At 54.0% G+C, this 14,427-nt stretch carries 13 protein-coding genes and 1 pseudogene; 7 read left to right on the top strand and 7 right to left on the bottom strand.

The features are described 5' to 3' along the window. Both TY09_RS15900 and TY09_RS15905 read right to left on the bottom strand, forming a co-directional pair. Positions 1-559: glycine--tRNA ligase (locus TY09_RS15900; RefSeq protein ID WP_042436397.1), on the bottom strand; the 559-nt coding region annotated here is incomplete at its 3' end. A 38-nt stretch (positions 560-597) separates the two neighbouring features. Continuing rightward, positions 598-1,020 (bottom strand): GtrA family protein, encoded by a 423-nt coding sequence (locus tag TY09_RS15905; RefSeq protein WP_020072632.1) that lies wholly within the window; start codon positions 1,018-1,020, stop codon positions 598-600. 503 nt (positions 1,021-1,523) lie between these two features. Between TY09_RS15905 and TY09_RS15910 the strand changes: the two genes are divergently transcribed. The 3 genes from TY09_RS15910 to TY09_RS15920 all read left to right on the top strand — a co-directional run bounded on the left by TY09_RS15910 (position 1,524) and on the right by TY09_RS15920 (position 5,822). After that, entirely contained in the window at positions 1,524-2,213 is a 690-nt protein-coding gene (locus tag TY09_RS15910) for a response regulator transcription factor (RefSeq protein WP_009063327.1), read from the top strand. 89 nt (positions 2,214-2,302) lie between these two features. After that, positions 2,303-3,820 carry a HAMP domain-containing sensor histidine kinase gene (locus TY09_RS15915; protein WP_042436399.1) on the top strand — a complete coding sequence of 506 codons (1,518 nt, stop codon included), beginning with the start codon at positions 2,303-2,305 and terminating at the stop codon, positions 3,818-3,820. 22 nt (positions 3,821-3,842) lie between these two features. Further along, a complete protein-coding gene (locus tag TY09_RS15920; protein ID WP_042436401.1) occupies positions 3,843-5,822 on the top strand; it encodes a S1C family serine protease in 1,980 nt (659 codons plus the stop codon). 115 nt (positions 5,823-5,937) lie between these two features. Here TY09_RS15920 and TY09_RS15925 read toward each other — a convergent pair whose 3' ends face one another. The 5 genes from TY09_RS15925 to TY09_RS15945 form a co-directional block, all read right to left on the bottom strand. Continuing rightward, positions 5,938-7,746 carry a methyl-accepting chemotaxis protein gene (locus TY09_RS15925; RefSeq protein WP_042436403.1) on the bottom strand — a complete coding sequence of 603 codons (1,809 nt, stop codon included), beginning with the start codon at positions 7,744-7,746 and terminating at the stop codon, positions 5,938-5,940. 317 nt (positions 7,747-8,063) lie between these two features. Further along, positions 8,064-8,717, bottom strand: coding sequence for an ABC-2 transporter permease (locus TY09_RS15930; protein ID WP_042436405.1), 654 nt, complete (start codon positions 8,715-8,717; stop codon positions 8,064-8,066). A 130-nt stretch (positions 8,718-8,847) separates the two neighbouring features. Next, positions 8,848-9,486: an ABC-2 transporter permease gene (locus TY09_RS15935; RefSeq protein WP_042436407.1), complete on the bottom strand. Its 639-nt coding sequence runs from the start codon at positions 9,484-9,486 to the stop codon at positions 8,848-8,850. Continuing rightward, the gene (locus TY09_RS15940; protein ID WP_042436409.1) at positions 9,483-10,343 is read right to left on the bottom strand and encodes an ABC transporter ATP-binding protein; all 861 of its coding nucleotides are present in this window, start codon (positions 10,341-10,343) and stop codon (positions 9,483-9,485) included. Before TY09_RS15940 ends, TY09_RS15935 begins: the two co-directional genes overlap by 4 nt. After that, complete coding sequence (locus tag TY09_RS15945) at positions 10,340-10,720, bottom strand: GntR family transcriptional regulator (protein WP_009063329.1); 381 nt, start codon at positions 10,718-10,720, stop codon at positions 10,340-10,342. The genes TY09_RS15940 and TY09_RS15945 overlap by 4 nt, the downstream gene beginning before the upstream one ends. A gap of 366 nt (positions 10,721-11,086) precedes the next feature. On the opposite strand from TY09_RS15945, the gene TY09_RS15950 reads away from it, so the two are divergent. From TY09_RS15950 to TY09_RS15965, 4 genes and pseudogenes are all read left to right on the top strand, one after another. Further along, positions 11,087-11,407: a hypothetical protein gene (locus TY09_RS15950; protein WP_042436412.1), complete on the top strand. Its 321-nt coding sequence runs from the start codon at positions 11,087-11,089 to the stop codon at positions 11,405-11,407. Between the two features lie 2 nt (positions 11,408-11,409). Beyond that, positions 11,410-12,684: a PBSX family phage terminase large subunit gene (locus tag TY09_RS15955; RefSeq protein ID WP_042436414.1), complete on the top strand. Its 1,275-nt coding sequence runs from the start codon at positions 11,410-11,412 to the stop codon at positions 12,682-12,684. After that, positions 12,671-13,834, top strand: coding sequence for a phage portal family protein (locus tag TY09_RS15960; RefSeq protein ID WP_042436416.1), 1,164 nt, complete (start codon positions 12,671-12,673; stop codon positions 13,832-13,834). Before TY09_RS15955 ends, TY09_RS15960 begins: the two co-directional genes overlap by 14 nt. After that, positions 13,831-14,427: pseudogene (locus TY09_RS15965) on the top strand (hypothetical protein); the annotation flags it as partial. The gene TY09_RS15960 and the pseudogene TY09_RS15965, both read left to right, overlap by 4 nt.

Consider the following 14,427-nt stretch of genomic DNA (forward strand, 5'->3'; position numbering starts at 1 on the left):
GGGTGGTGCGCTGGATATTCACAAAGTTGACGAAAATACCCTGAGCGGTTTCGGGGCGCAGGAAGATTTCGTTCTTCGCGTCCTCGGTGACTCCCTGAAAGGTTTTAAACATCAGGTTGAACTTGCGGATGTCGGTAAAATTCTTCGAGCCGCAGTCGGGGCAGGCGATGCCGTGCTCCTGAATATAGTCGGCCATCTGCTCGAAGGTCATGCCGTTTGCGTCGCCGCCGGCCTCTTCAATCAGCTTGTCCGCGCGGTGGCGGGTGTGGCAGTCGCGGCAGTCCATCAGCGGGTCGGAGAAGCCGCCTACGTGGCCGGAGGCAACCCATACCTGCGGGTTCATCAGAATCGCGGAATCGAGCCCTACATTGTAGGGGCTCTCCTGCACGAACTTTTTCCGCCATGCCGCTTTTACATTATTTTTAAATTCCACTCCCAGCGGGCCGTAGTCCCAGGTGTTGGAGAGTCCGCCGTAAATCTCGGAGCCGGAATAGACAAATCCCCGGTTTTTACACAGACTGACAATTTTGTCCATCGTTTTTTCGCTGTTCTTAAGCATGTTTCATCCTCCAATTTCGGGACGCTGGCTGCGCCCCTTTATTTTTTCTGGTTGAAGATCAGCAGCTTGCTGAAAATGTAATTCAGAATGACCACAATCACGTTCATCAGGATTTTGGCCACCCAGAAGTTCCAGTGAAGTAAATCCACCAAAAGCCCCATGCCGAGGGTATCTACCCCCAGTGAAAACAGGCGTGCCCCCAGAAAAGACATTGCTTCCCGCAGCAGTACCGCGGGGGCCATGCTTTTGCTTTGGAACACGAACAGCTTATTGGTGAAAAAGGCAAACGCGACGGAAGCGACCCAGGCCAGCGTATTGGCCACGTACAGGTTCCAGTGCAGAACGTCGTACAAAAGGCCGGCCAGCAAAATATTGATCAGTGTGGTAAGAACACCGAATACCAGATAGGAAAGCATCTCCGGCGATGTGAGAAATCTCCACAGTTTTGTGAGTTTATTCATTTTGGGAATCCCTCCTGCGAGCCATACATTACAGTGTACCATTGTACAGCGTATCCTGCAAGTATATTTCCTGATATAATATATACCGCCTGAAAATAGCCGGCGTTCTTTCGTTTTAACGAAGGCGGGCGGGAAGAGGGGCGGTTCCCTGCCCATTTCAGTTATCAATGAATTTGTAACATGGCAGAAACGGAAAAGAAAGCGGGCAATTGCGGCGCCCTGGCGGAAAAGGGCTGCAAAGGCCCGCAGGGCGCATGCCGCCGGGCGAAAGCTTTAAAAAATATTCATCCTTTTTATCGCCCATTTTAGTATAATAATCTGGTATAATAACTGCAAAAGTGTTTGCGGCGATCATGCGCGGCGAATCGAGATGAAGCCGCGGTATGCGGCGCGGTGATTTTGAGGCTGCTTTTCGGCGGCGCTTTGCACCCCCCACGGCCATGAAAATGCCGCGGTAATGATTTTGAAGGCTCATACAAACAGGACGGAAGGAGTAGAATACTATGGCGGCAGGAAAAATTATGGTAGTCGACGATGACCAGAACATCTGCGAGCTGCTGCGGCTGTATCTGGAAAAGGAAGGCTTTCATGTGGCGATCGCCAATGACGGCAAAAGAGCGGTGGATCTGTTCGACGCGGAGAACCCGGATCTGATCCTTCTGGACATTATGCTGCCGGAGCTGGACGGGTGGCAGGTTTGCCGTGAGATTCGCAAGAAGTCTCAGTGCCCGATTATTATGCTCACGGCGAAGGGCGAGGTGTTCGACAAGGTGCTCGGTCTGGAGCTGGGCGCGGACGACTATGTGGTAAAGCCCTTTGAGGCCAAGGAGGTTGTGGCCCGCATTAAGGCGGTGCTGCGCCGCGTAGGCAAGAATGGCGACGAGTTGATTAAGGAAGTGAAGTTCGACAAGCTTTCGATCAACCTGACGAACTACGAGCTGCGCGTGAACGGCGTTCAGGTGGACACGCCCCCCAAGGAGATGGAACTGATTTATCACCTGGCCAGCAACCCGAACCGTGTGTTTACCCGCGACCAGCTGCTCGACGAGGTGTGGGGCTTCGACTATTACGGCGATTCCCGCACGGTAGACGTGCACGTAAAGCGCCTGCGCGAAAAGCTGGAGGGCGTTTCGGAAAAATGGGCCCTGAAAACCGTTTGGGGCGTGGGGTATAAATTCGAGGTCAAGGAATAAGTAGCGGCGCCGGATTTCCCGGCGGCAAAACTATCTTTTGCTCCCCGTGCGGGAAGATGGATTGAAATGGAGAAGGGGCGTCTCGCGGAGTGAAAAAAACTCTGTTTAAAAAGTATCTGCGCATCACACTGATGATTATTTTTGTCAGCTTTATCTTTCTGGGGGTGGTGATGATCACCTTCATTTCGCGCTACTGGCAGGACGAAAAGCGGGAGCTGCTCAGCAAAAATGCCCAGGGCGTTGCCGCCGTGGCATCGGAAAGCGTGATCATGATTCAGAACGACCAATACATGGTGGACGGCAAACGCATGCAGGCGTTTATCTCCGCGTTTTCGGTGAATATTGACGCGGACATTTTTGTAACAGATAAAAACGGAGCGCGGCTTCTTTCGGCTTATACCGGCAGCGGAGAGGTGGGCGCCGGCGCCGTGAGCGCAGACATCATGAAACAGGTGATCGGCGGCGGCTATATGGGCACCGGCACCCTCAAGGGCATTTACCAGCAGCCCCACTACATTGTGGGCGTGCCCATTCAGGTGCTGAGCGACAACGGCGCCACCGTGACGATTGGAGCGGTGTTCACCGCCTCCAGCATCTATTCCCTGCAGGTGTACCGCACCGAAGCGCTGCGGATGTTCCTGATCGCGGCGGCGGCGGTGTTTATGCTGTCGTTTATTATGGTGTGGCTGTTTTCGTACCGGCTGGTGCGGCCTCTGCATGAAATGTCGCTGGCGGCGCACAGCTTTGGCGAAGGAAATTTTTCGGTGCGCGTTCCGGTGACGAGCAACGACGAAATCGGCCAGCTGGCGCTGGCGTTCAACAACATGGCGGCTTCGCTGGCCTCCGGTGAAACGGTGCGCCGCAATTTTATCGCCAACGTATCGCACGAGCTGAAAACGCCGATGACGACCATTGCCGGGTTCATCGACGGCATATTGGATGGGACGATTCCGCCGGAGCAGCAGGAAAAATACCTGAAGATTGTTTCCACCGAGGTTAAACGCCTTTCGCGGCTGGTGCGCACCATGCTCGATCTTTCGCGCATCGACAACGGCGAGCTGAAGCTGCGGCCTGGACGCTTTGATCTGACGAACACCATCTTTTCGGCTCTGCTTTCGTTTGAAAAGGCGATTGAGGACAAGCACCTGGAGGTGCGCGGACTGGAGGATGCGGAAAGCCTGTTCGTCGACGGCGACCCGGATATGATTCATCAGGTGATGTATAATTTGATTGAAAATGCCGTAAAGTTTACCAACAACGGCGGATACATCGAGATTCATGTGGAGGATAAAGCCGACCGGGACATCGTTCGTGTGAAGAACAGCGGCGCGGGAATCCCGCCTGACGAGGTCGACATGATTTTCGAGCGTTTTTACAAAACGGATAAATCGAGAAGCTACGATAAGAACGGGATGGGGCTTGGCCTGTATATCGTACGCACCATCATCGGGCTGCACGGCGGCGAGATCACGGTTTCGAGCGTGGAGAACGAATACTGCGAATTCCAGTTCTGGCTGCCGAAAAACAAGGAAAAACAGATCAAGGCCGAGGCTGAGGATGCGCCGTTTAAGGAGCTTTCGAAGGATAAAAAGGAGCCGAAGGGGTAAACCATTTTACGGGGGGATGAGCATGGACGATTTTCAGTGGAAAAAACCCGACGGGCAGGGAGAAGCCGACGAGGCAGAGAAATCCCAAAAGCCCTGGCCGGATACTTTGGAAGAGTTTTTCTTACAGAAGGAAACGCATTCCGAAAGCGCGGCCGAAGAGGAAAAGGATCCCCCGCAGAGCAGCCTGCCGGATTTGGAGCGGACAGATTCGCAGGGGCCTAGTGATGATCCGGCCGGAGAGCCGGATGCAGGTTCCGATTCAGATGCGCCGATTCCGGAAGCGGAGGAACCTCCCCCGGCACAGCCGGAGAAAGAGAGTTCCGCCGCGGATAGAGCGCCCGAAGAGGTGCACGAAGAGAACCCGAACCCAGAAACAGACGCACCGGGTGAACCGCAGAAGAACCCCGCACAGGAACAGGAGAATCCCGCGGCGGAGCAGCCAAGGCCGCCGTATGGTCCTTATGGTTCCGCGCAGAGCGAGGGACGGCAGGATACCGCGCCGGGCCAGTGGGCACCGCCGTATAACCCCTATGGTTCCGCGCAGAGCGGAGAACAGCAGAACCCTGCACCGGGTCAGCCGCCGCAGGCACCGTACGGGTATCCGCAAAACGGATGGCAGCAGTATCCGGGTTACCCGCCATACCCGCCGTATGGGTATCCGCCCTATCCGCCGCAGGGGCAGCAGATGCCGTTTGGCTATCAGCCCCCGCGGGTCTATGCGCCTTACGGGCAGGGAGCGGGCAAAGGGCCGTTTCATCAGCCGGAATATACCCCCAAACCGCCGAAGAGCAGGGGCTACCGTCTGTTTATCGGCGCGCTCGTGACTTTAACCGCCGTTTTTGTGCTTGGGTTTTTCAGCCTCAGCGTTTATACGGCGCTTTCTCCGGAGAAAAACGATTCCTCGGCTTCTTCGCAGCCGCCGCAGGGGCCTTCCGAGGCGCCGCCGGAATCTGCGGAGCCTTCTCAGAGTGTGGAAGACGCGGAGCCTGCGCCGACCGGAACGCTGGCCGACCCCAAATTTGCGGGATTGGCGATTGCGTCTGCGCCCACGGGCGGGGAGAGCACCGCGAAGGAGATTTACGCGAAGGTATCTCCCTCCATTATCGGTGTGGTCTGCGAAACGCAGGAAGGGACCAGCTCGGGATCGGGGATCATCTGCCGTTCGGACGGCTATATCATCACGAATTCGCATGTGATCAAGGACTCAAAAAACCATTCGTTGCTGCGCGTGATTCTGCATGATAACAGCCAGTACAATGCGGCGGTGGTTGGCTTTGACAAAACGACGGATCTGGCGGTCCTGAAAATCAATGCAAAAAATCTGCCTGTGGCTGCTTTCGGAAATTCCGATTCACTGGCTGTCGGCGACTGGGTTCTGGCAATCGGCAACCCGGGCGGCATGACCTTTGCCAGCTCGCTGACCCGCGGCGTTGTTTCGGGTCTGAACCGTTCGGTGGGATACAGCGACAAGGCGAACATGACGTATATTCAGACCGACACGGCGATCAGTCCCGGGGCTTCCGGCGGCGCGCTGCTGAACCTGTACGGACAGGTGGTCGGTGTGAACACCTCGAAGCTTGTGGCGGAGGGCTATGAGGGAATGGGCTTTTCCATCCCGATCGCGCGCGCCAAAAGCATTGTGGATGACCTGATCAAGAGCGGGTATGTGTCCGGGCGGGCGCGTCTGGGCATTGGTGCAAATCAGGTGACCAGCTTGCAGCAGCAGCTGGGCTGGCCCCAGGGGGTGGTTATCGTTTCCATCGATTCCGAGAGTGCGTTCCAGGGGACAGAGGCGAAGGTGAACGATATTATTACAAAGGTGGACGGCACGTCGATCTCGACCATGACGGAGCTGTACCAGAAGCTGGGTCTGCATAAGCCGGGGGATACGATGAAAGTGACGCTTTACCGGCCGGGCGCGATTGGCCAGCAGGGCAAAACCTTTGAAGTGACAGCTACGCTGTTGGCCGACAACGGAGAAACACAGCAGAGCGTAAAATAAACCGGGTCTAAAAACCCGGCTGAATAAAAAGCGCACCAGATCGGGATTTAAAACCGATCTGGTGCGCTTTTTATGAATCTATCAGGAGGATATGTCTGAAGCAGTTTGTTTTTTCTCACAGCATCGGTGCAAGCTCGGCGGATTCTTCTTCCGAAAAGAGGTCGGGCTCGTCGGAGAAAAGCGGAAAATCGGAATACCCGGAATCTTCTGGGAGGTCGGAGATCTGCACGGGTTCGACGGTGGCCCCTCCTCTTAGCTGAAACACGTTGACCAGGCTGAGCATGATTTCGGACTGACCGGACAGCTCTTCACTGGCGGCTGCGCTTTCTTCTGCGGTAGCGGAGTTTGTCTGTACGACGCCGGAAATCAGATTGATACCTTCGTTGACCTGATCGATCGCGCCGGTCTGCTCCTGTGAGGAGACCGCGATATCCTGAATCAGAACGGTGACGTCGGAGGACCTCTTTGCGATTGCATCAAGAGACTTGCGTACCTTGTCCACCAGCGTGGTGCTGTTTTGGATGGCGGAAAGGGTGTTTTCGACCAGAGAAGTGGTGTTGTCGGCAGCCTGGGCGCTTTTGCTTGCCAGGTTCCGGACTTCCTCCGCCACGACGGAGAAGCCTCGTCCCGCGGAACCGGCCCGGGCGGCCTCTACCGCTGCGTTCAGGGCCAGAATATTCGTCTGGAAGGCAATATCGTTAATGGTTTTGATGATCTTGTTGATTTCGGTAGAGGTCTTTTCCATTTCAGACATCGATCCCACAAGCTGCTGCATCAGCGTGTCGCCGTCCTGAATCACGCGGGCTGTTTCATCCGCATGCGAGCTGGCGGTTTGCGCGTTGGAAGAATTGGCCTTTACCTTATCGGAAATTTCACTGATGGTGGCGGCGAGTTCTTCAATCGAGCTGGCCTGCTCTGTCGCCCCTTGCGACAAAGTCTGTGCACCCAGGGATACCTGCTCTGCCCCGGTAGAAACCTGGCTGGCGGCAACTTGAACCTGTGAAAGGGTGCTGTTCAGGGAATCCACAATGGAGACCAGCGCCTCCTTGATCGGCGCAAAATCATTTTTGTAATCGACGTCAACGGTTACGGTCATGTCGCCCTTTGAAATGGCGCCAAGCACGTACGAAATGTTGTCGATGTAAGCTTTCAGATTCCCGGATACGGTACGCATGCCTTCTGCCAGAACCCCCAGCTCATCTTTTGAGACATAGGGGATATCCACATCCAGCTCTCCCTCAGAGAAGCGGAGCATGGCGGACTCGATCTGCTTGATCGGCTTTGTGATGATACGGACAATATAGATACAGATCAAAATGATAAAAACGAGGATGGCGGCGCTGAAAATGGCAATGATCTGATACGTTTGCTTTTCGGTTTTGGAAGCGCTGATATAAAATTGGTTCGCCACGGATTTAGAGGATGAACTGAGTGTGGAAGAGAGAGTTTGGGAAGCGTTGGCAATCGTAATAAAATCGGAGTAGTACAGCTTTTTTGCGGACTCCACTTCTCCGCGGCTGTACATGTTCTGCAGCTGCTCGCTCAGCCTTTTTAAGGTGGTCGAGTTGGCGATCAGCAGATTCAGCTTGTCCTGATTTTCTTGTAAGGTGAGATTGTTTTTAAGGATCGCTATGTCAGACTGCATTGCCAAGTCTAGCCTTCTCAGTTCGGATTGGTAGCCGACAATGGAGTCCTGATCGTCGTTTGTCAAATACATCAGCAGATATTTCTGCTGTGCGTTGAGCGATTTGTTCAAATCTTCCGATGCGGTTACGGTTTGATACGGCCCTTGATAGAAGCTGTTCAGAGAGTTTGCAATCGATTTCATCCCGAACATGACAATACAGGCGATCATCACACTGAATAAAACGACAACTAAGGTAAAGCTGACAGTCAGTTTTTTGGGAATGGATAGATTTTTCATGAGGGCCCTCCAAAGCAACAATTTTTATCTTAGCCGCAAAGTCATTCGGCAATAGTCTCAAAAAAATAAAATTGATTGTTAAAATTTTCCAATATGTGACTGGGACAATTATATAAGACTTGTCGAACTCTGTCAATCTGGAAGCGGGAGAGGGGCAGACAAAAAAACTTTGCTATTTTTGTAAGGGCTTACAACAATTGATAAAAACGTGGTGCGATCCGACGAAAAAACCGGCCCAAATCGCTTTTTGATTCAGGTCGGCCGTTGTGAAATTTATTTTATAGAAAAATTTTATCTCTAAAATGAAGGATTTTGGATTAAGAGACATCGCTTGTTTCGAGTACCTTGCAGGAAAGGAAGTAAGAGCCCCAGAACAGCAGGAGCGCAAAGAAAAGACCGAAAACTGGAGCCTGGTGGAAAACCAAAGTATTAAGAAGGAGCAGAATTTCCGTATTACGACCGATAAGACCGAAAATCAAGTCAAAAACATTCAATAAAATATAGCAAAGAACCAGAATCCAGATCGCGTCCTGCGAGCCCTTTCGGTAGGCCGCCGGTAAAAAGGCACTGAGCAGCAGAAGCGTGAGACCGATCATCCCGCAGTGCTCGAGAAATACTTCCTGAGTAAAACCATAGGAAAATCCAGAGAGAGAGAAACCCAGCAGGTTGCCCGTAAGGAGAATACAGGACAGAAACAGGTACCGACTGCGCACCAGCAGTCTTTTGTCCACCGGAAACGACAGTACATAGACATTCCACTTGTTCCTTTCGTCCCTCTGAAAAGCAAAATAAGCCGTTATCAAAGTAAGCCAATGCGTCGAAGCCGAAACGATGAAGCCATAGGCAAAATCTTTTTCTCCCAGCCGATTGAGAAAGATCCAGACGCCAACAAGGGAAAACACGATTAAAAACAGTCCGGCGAGCAGAAATTTGCGCAGATGGATAAAATCCTTATAAAGTAAGCCTTTCAAAGTGATTTACTCCTTTCTTTGCAGAAGCTGCGGATGCAGGGAAAAGAATGCGGAGAGATATGATTGGTGGGAACTGTATGGGTACCTTCCGCTCCCCGCGATTCCGCAGAAAAGTAACCGGCCCCTTCCTTTACTGGACATCCTTCTGTTCCATGATTTTACAGGAGATCAGATAGGATAGAAAGAATAAGAGAATACAAGCCCCGAAGGCTGCCGCTACCAGAAAAACAATGGACAGATCATCTGGTCCGGAGATTGAGAACGGCAGTTTTTGCAGAAGATAGATCAGTAGAAAGACAAGCAAAAAAACGCCCATCAGCAGGATCCGCGCGGTCTGGGTGCCAAAGCGGTACATCAGGGGAGCCAGAATGCCGATTAGAATGAACGACATCCCAATAGAGCTTAGAATTTGAAGAATGGTTTCCGCATGGAACAGATTGCCTGCAGCCGCCGAGAACGCGAAGGAAAGGCAAGTGGCCACAAGGATTGCCAACAATAAGTAGACGTACCTGCCGAGTACCAACAGACGCTTGCTGACCGGTAAGGAAAGTGCGTAAAGATTCCACTTGCAGGCTTCGTCATATGCAAACAGATTGATGGACAAAAACACTGTGAAATAAATGGTCATGAAAGACAACGTCCCGTCACCGAGAAGGGAATAATCGGAATGCACCACCATTGAGATGAAAAACAGCAGCAAAAGAATCGCGCTGAAAGCCAGAAGGCTTCGTTTGGAGATCATGAGATCCTTCATCAATAAACCTTTCATCGTTTTTGCTCCCTCCCATAGAACACCATAATGTCGTCAAGACTGGCCGGGTCTACCATCAGCCCGGGGTGGCGCTTTACAAATCCCGGCCGGTCTTTGATCAGTGCCTCGCAGCCAAAGGAATTCTTTCGGCTGCGCAGATAATCGCTTTTCGGCAGGCGGCCGAATTCCTCCGCGCCGCACTTTACAACGCCATAAGAATCCATGATTTCATCCTTTGAGCCGCTCAGCAGTATTTTGCCTTCGTGAATGAAGGTGACATAATCCGCAATCCGCTCCAGATCGGCGGTGATGTGCGAGGAGAAGAGCACGGCATGCTCTTCGTCCTGAATGAATTCCAAAAGCAGATCAAGGATTTCGCTGCGCATCACAGGATCGAGCCCGCTGGTGGCTTCATCCAGGATCAGGAGGCGGGGATGGTGAGCCAGCGCGGCGGCAATCGAAAGCTTCATCCGCATTCCTTTGGAAAAATCTTTGATCAGCTGATCACGCGGGAGACTGAATTCTTCCAAATAGGACTGGTACAGCGGTTCATCCCAGTCTTTGAAAAATCTTTTTAGCAGATCGCTGATATGCCGGGAATGGAACTCGCCGGGAAAATAACAGTCGTCGAATACCACGCCAATCTGTTCTTTGATTTTGCGCTCTTCCTTTTGCGCGTTGGAGCCAAAAATCCGAATCTCGCCGCCGTCGGGCTTCAGCTCATTTAAAAGCAGTTTAATGGTGGTGGTTTTACCGGCGCCGTTTTCGCCTACCATCCCCATGATGCTCCCGCCGGGAATCAAAAAACTGACATCCTGTAAGGCAAAGGAGGGAAAACGCTTCGTCAGGCCGCGTACTTCCAGTAAATTCTTCATATCGATTCTCCTTTATAAAGTTGATTGAGAAGTTCAGAAAGCTGTTCAAGGGAAATAGAGCCGGCCTGTGCCAGCCGCACGGCCTGTGAGATCAGCTCCCTGATCTGGCGCAGGTGTTCCTCCTGAATGGCCGAAACGTTGCGTGCCGCGACAAAGCTGCCTTTGCCGGCCCGGGTGATCAGGAAGCCGTCGCGCTCTAGATCTTCATAAGCACGCTTCGTGGTGATCACGCTGATTTGCAGTTCCCTGGCCAGTACGCGCATCGACGGCAGAGCGTCGCCCTCTTTCAGCTTGCCGCTGATGATCTGATTTTTCACTTGGTGTGTGATCTGTTCGTAGATGGGTCTGCTGTCTGAATTGCTGATGAGAATATCCACGGCGCTCTCCTTTCCGAATACTGTATATATACTATATATACAGTATGGCGCGATCGTGTGAAAATGTCAAGTGTTTTTTCTGGGAAAAGAAATCCAAATATACATATAGTATATATTTTGAATGATTCTACAATTTGTGCTCTCTTTTTCCCTGCTTCGCGGAAAAATAAAAAATATTTTTGAATGCTTTCTCTTTCAGGGGAAAGTTTTTTTATTTTGTCCGGGGGAGTCAGAACCTGCCGATCCCGAGAAAACACGAAGCAGCTTTGTCAGACCATGCAAGGAATGGTAAAGATTGCGTTGGTCGGTAGGAATGGCGAGGAACTTTGTCACAAAACAAGACAATGAGACGGGGAAGGAGGGCGTATGACGGACCCAAATAAGGCGAAGCGAAAAATTATGCGGGGCTACGACAAGCTGGCGTTTGGCGGGGTTGCGGACGCCGTGCGGCTGATGTTCTGCGACGACCCGGATCAGCTGGAGATTCGCGGGATGGATTTATTCAATGTGGCGGAAATCAAGCGCCCGAAAGGCGGTGGAATGGAGATCAAGTTTTTTGACCGCATCAAGGCGCTGCAATGTTTGGAGCAGATGAATGAGAATCGCGGGGAGGGCCCGGGCGGCTTTTACCGTGCGCTTGAGCAGAGCGTGCGCAGTTTTGAGCCGAATTTTCCGGAGGAGGACTGAGTTTGGAGTTTCACCCTTTTTCGAAAAAGCAGCTTCAGGCGCTGAGCTGGTGGTGCCGGGGCAGTCCGTTTGAGCATTACAGCGCGGTGATCTGCGACGGAGCGGTGCGAAGCGGTAAGACACTCTGTCTTGGAATTTCCTTTATCGCGTGGGCGTTTTACCGGTATGATGGCCAGTCATTCGCGCTGTGCGGGAAAACCATTCGTTCCCTGCGGCGGAATCTGGTCGTGCCCCTGCTGCCGGTGCTGCGGGAAAACGGCTTTGAATGTTCCCTGAAGCTTTCGGAGAATCTGCTGACCATCTCGGCGGGCGGGCGCGAAAACCGCTTTTACCTGTTTGGCGGAAAGGATGAGTCCTCCTCCGCACTGATTCAGGGCATGACGCTCGCGGGAGTTCTGTTCGACGAGGTGGCCCTGATGCCCCGCTCGTTTGTGGAGCAAGCACTGGCCCGCTGCTCGGTGGAGGGCTCGACCTTTTGGTTTAACTGTAACCCGGAGCATCCGCAGCACTGGTTTTACCGCGAGTGGATTCAGAACGCCGCGAAAAAGAACGCGCTGTACCTGCATTTTCAGATGGAAGATAATCCGTCGCTGTCCGAGGCGATGCTTGAGCGCTACCGGGGGCTGTATTCCGGTCCATTTTACCGGCGCTTTGTGCTGGGGGAGTGGGTGGCCGCCGAGGGACTGGTGTACCCTTTTATGACGCAGGAGCAGTTTTGCCCCGTACCGCAGGGGACGTTGGAACGCTATGTGATTTCGTGTGATTACGGCACGGTAAACCCTTCTTCCTTCGGGCTGTGGGGAAGCCAGAACGGCTGCTGGTACCGGATTGCGGAATATTACTACGATTCCCGCAGGGAAGGTTTTCAGCGCACGGACGAGGAACATTACGCCGGACTGTGCCAGCTCGCCGGGGGCAGAAAAATCGAATGTGTGGTGGCCGACCCCTCCGCCGCGAGCTTTATGGCAGTCATCCGCCGCCACGGAGAGTTCCGGGTGATTCCGGCCAGAAACGATGTGCTGGACGGAATCCGTCAGGTGGCGGCGGCGCTCAAGGCCGGGCAGCTTTGCATTTGTGACACCTGCGCCGACGCGATGCGAGAATTCGCGCTGTACCGGTGGAGTTCCGACTCCACACGCGACGCGCCGATCAAGGAAAACGACCACGCCATGGACGACATTCGGTATTTTACCGCGACAATATTACAGCAGGACGCGGGGGGCTGCTTTGCGGTAGCTGCGCCGCGCCGGACAGGAGAGTATGATGGGTTGGTTTAAAGCAAAGAAAAGCCCGCCTGCCGTTCCTGCCATGCAGACAGCCCCGCGTTCCGGGTGGCAGGCAGGCTGGGAATGGAATCGGTACGCGCCGCTCGCGGGCGGGGAACAGCGTCTGTATGGAACGCTGCGGGAATCGGTGCCGATCATTTCCGCCGCGCTGGAAAAGACAGTGCGGCTGATCGGCACCTTTCAGGTGGAGTGCCCGGACGCTGCCGCACGGCGGGGGCTGACGGAGTTTTTGAGGCATGTTCCGGTGGGCGCGGCACAGGCAGGAATCCAGAGCTTTTTATGCACCTACCTTGACCAGCTGCTGATGTACGGCACCGCTGTCGGGGAAATCCTGCTGAGCGCGGACGCCTGCGGAATCGTGGGGCTTTACAATGCCCGGCTGGAGCATCTGGAGCTGTGCCGGGGAGAAAATCCGCTGGAGGTGCAGCTGTGTGTGCGCGGGCCGTCGGGAGAGGCTGTGCCGGTGAAATACCCCAATCTGGTGCTGCTGTCTGCGCTGAATCCCGAGCCGGGGGAGGTGCGCGGCGTATCGATTCTGCGGGGGCTTCCCTTTTTAGGGGAGGTTCTGATGAAAATTTACCATACGATCGGCGTCAACTGGGATCGTGTGGGAAATACCCGTTTTGCGGTGACCTACAAGCCTTCCGGCGAGGGGGACCGGGCCTATGGCGCCGAGCGTGCCAGGCAGATCGCCGACCAGTGGAGCCGCGCAATGCAGCCGGGGGCCGGGGTGAGTGATTTTGTCGCCGTGGGCGACGTGAGTATCCGGGTGATCGGCGCGGACAATCAGATTCTGGACAGTGAAATCCCCGTGCGCCAGCTTTTGGAGCAGATTGTGGCGAAGCTGGGCGTGCCGCCGTTTTTGCTGGGGCTTTCGTGGTCGTCGACCGAGAGAATGTCCTCCCAACAGGCTGATATTCTCACCAGCGAGCTGGAAAGCTACCGCCGCCTGCTCGAGCCGGTGATCGAGAAAATCTGCCGGATGTGGCTTTTGTTGAACGGATATTCCGAGCGGATGGAGATCATCTGGGAGGATATCAGCCTGCAGGATACGGTGGACCTGGCGGGGGCAAGGCTCAAAAATGCGCAGGCGGCGAAGCTGGAATGGGAAGTTCAGAAGGAAAAGGAGGGGAGAGCATGAGAGAAGGCTATGTGATCAAAAGCGCGCAGAGCGCGGCTTCTGTGGAGGAGCTTCGGCAGATTGGCCGCTACACCCGGCGGGAATTTTCACCCGAAGAGCTGTATGTGTTTTCGGTAGTGCTGTGCGATAACGAGATCGACCGCGATTTCGAGCGATTCACGATCCCGGCGCTGCACCGGCTGGGGGAGTTGTTCCTCGGCAAAACGGGTCTGTTCGACCACAGCATGAAAAGCGGCGACCAGACTGCCCGGATTTTTTCGACCCACGTGGAAACCGACCCGCAGAAAACGACACAGGCGGGCGAGCCGTACACCCGGCTGGTGGCACGGGCTTACCTGCCCAAAACGGAGAAGAACGCCGATTTGATTCTGGAGCTGGAATCGGGAATCAAAAAGGAGGTCAGCGTGGGCTGCGCGGTGGGGAAATCCACCTGTTCCGTCTGCGGTGCGGATCGCGTGAAGCAGGCGTGCGGGCATGTGAAGGGGCGCAGCTATGGCAGCGAGGGGCGGGAGAAAATCTGTTGTACCGTACTCGACCAGCCGGCGGACGCCTACGAATGGTCGTTTGTGGCGGTGCCTGCCCAGCGGGCGGCC

It is taken from the genome of Faecalispora jeddahensis, assembly GCF_000577335.1.
In the GTDB taxonomy this organism is placed as follows: domain Bacteria; phylum Bacillota; class Clostridia; order Oscillospirales; family Acutalibacteraceae; genus Faecalispora; species Faecalispora jeddahensis.

Excerpts from the sequence above, each read along its gene's own strand:
- TY09_RS15960 (WP_042436416.1), top strand. The coding sequence starts at position 12,671 with ATGGGTTGGTTTAAAGCAAAGAAAAGCCCGCCTGCCGTTCCTGCCATG.
- TY09_RS15950 (WP_042436412.1), top strand. The coding sequence starts at position 11,087 with ATGACGGACCCAAATAAGGCGAAGCGAAAAATTATGCGGGGCTACGAC.
- TY09_RS15905 (WP_020072632.1), bottom strand. The coding sequence starts at position 1,020 with ATGAATAAACTCACAAAACTGTGGAGATTTCTCACATCGCCGGAGATG.
- TY09_RS15925 (WP_042436403.1), bottom strand. The coding sequence starts at position 7,746 with ATGAAAAATCTATCCATTCCCAAAAAACTGACTGTCAGCTTTACCTTA.
- TY09_RS15920 (WP_042436401.1), top strand. The coding sequence starts at position 3,843 with ATGGACGATTTTCAGTGGAAAAAACCCGACGGGCAGGGAGAAGCCGAC.
- TY09_RS15910 (WP_009063327.1), top strand. The coding sequence starts at position 1,524 with ATGGCGGCAGGAAAAATTATGGTAGTCGACGATGACCAGAACATCTGC.
- TY09_RS15940 (WP_042436409.1), bottom strand. The coding sequence starts at position 10,343 with ATGAAGAATTTACTGGAAGTACGCGGCCTGACGAAGCGTTTTCCCTCC.
- TY09_RS15935 (WP_042436407.1), bottom strand. The coding sequence starts at position 9,486 with ATGAAAGGTTTATTGATGAAGGATCTCATGATCTCCAAACGAAGCCTT.